The following is a 1,462-nucleotide window of genomic DNA, read 5'->3' on the forward strand; positions in this document are numbered from 1 at the left end:
AAGCCAGATTAAGCGAGTACCGTAAAGAATATAAGTCCCTACCTTCAGTACAAGGCAAAGCTCTGGAAAAAATTCAAAATCGTTTTGAAGCTTTACTCAAAAAACTTAAGCAACTTATCGCTGGCCAAGAAAACAGGCAGCACCTATTAGCTTGGCAAGAAGTACAGCGTAAGGCTAAGCTCTGTAGAGAGGTCTATCACAATAATACTCAGGCCGATGCGAGCCTTGATGATGAGTTTGCCTCGCAACTTGAGCTTCCTAAAGCTCAGGAAGATACTCTTAAAACTTTATGGATCTCTGTCAAAGCTGGTTCGGTAAGTCCCGAGCGTTGCGTGACACTTCAAGAGGCACGTTCTTTGTGTATAGCTTGTGAGATCGCTGCAGGTATCGAGTCACCGGAAAGTGACAAAGAGCTGCGCATGCAGCTACAAGTTAGCAGGCTTTCAGAAGGAATGTCTTCATCAGGTGAAAACCTAAGCCGAGAGCAACAACTTAGCGCAAGCTTACAAAAGTGGTATGACTCGGTTGGCCCGACACTAGAAGAGTTCAGCCAACTTGAGCCTCGAATTGACAATACAATTCAACACCTTTTTGCTCAATAAGACTAACTAAGCGAGACGGGTGCTCATCTATCAGAGCGCCCGGTTTGCTTCACTTCTGTCTGGACAGCATATTAATAATTGCGCCCGCCAGTATCGCTCCAGCACCCAGCCACACCCAGATGTCTGGTACTTCACTAAAAACAAGCCAGCGGTTTTCCTGAGTTTTGATTAGCGCGTCAATTGCAGAGATATCATGAAATGAGGGGACCTCCGTGGTGAAGCGCTTAAGTGTTTCAGACAATGTATACAAAGTCGCTTCTTGCTCATCACCACCGGTTTGGATTAAGCGCTCCTGTTCTTCTGCTTCGAGCTTTTCTTGGGCAATTTTATCAATTCTTGCTTGGCACTCAGCTTGGTAGTGAGCAAATTCTTTGCGTTGTGTTTCGTTAGCACTGAGGCTAACTGCCGCCCAACGTTTGCTTAGGTTAAAAAGCTTGGCATCGTAGTGCTGAAGAACCTCGGTTTTTGCGAGGGCGGTAATGTCTGCTAGTGCTTTCTCTATATCTTGTTGCTGTTGACTTCGTTCAGCGATCTGATTGCGGATAGTGGCAAGCTTGGACTTGGCTATATGATAAACCGATTTGTCCTTACCCTTTGCCTGACTCAGCAGTGTGCTTAAGTCTGCTTCTGTTTCGATAAGCTCAGCAGCGGCTTGTCGGAGTTTTGCCATTTTTGCTTTTACTGCAATTTCTAGCAGTGATTGCTTATCTTCAATCCGAGCCAAACCGCTTAGGAAAGCATCTGCCTGATTCGACTTAATGATCATTTGAGTAAGTATTTTATTGTCAGTAATTAGGTCGAAAATACTCAATGACTGAGCGTTAGCCAGCTCGTATAACTTTTCTTCAATTAGAGGCTTT

2 protein-coding genes are annotated in these 1,462 nt (G+C 44.8%); one reads left to right on the top strand and one right to left on the bottom strand.

Going from position 1 to position 1,462, the window contains the following annotated elements:
* Positions 1 to 602, top strand: a 602-nt coding sequence (locus tag A3735_RS31295) for a hypothetical protein (protein ID WP_197485992.1), incomplete at its 5' end; no start/stop codon positions are given.
* Positions 603 to 651: 49 nt separating this feature from the next.
* Here the strand turns inward: A3735_RS31295 and A3735_RS31300 are convergent.
* Positions 652 to 1,462 (bottom strand): hypothetical protein (locus A3735_RS31300; protein WP_197485993.1); only part of this gene is annotated, 811 nt, incomplete at its 5' end.

Source organism: Oleiphilus sp. HI0061 (assembly GCF_001635675.1).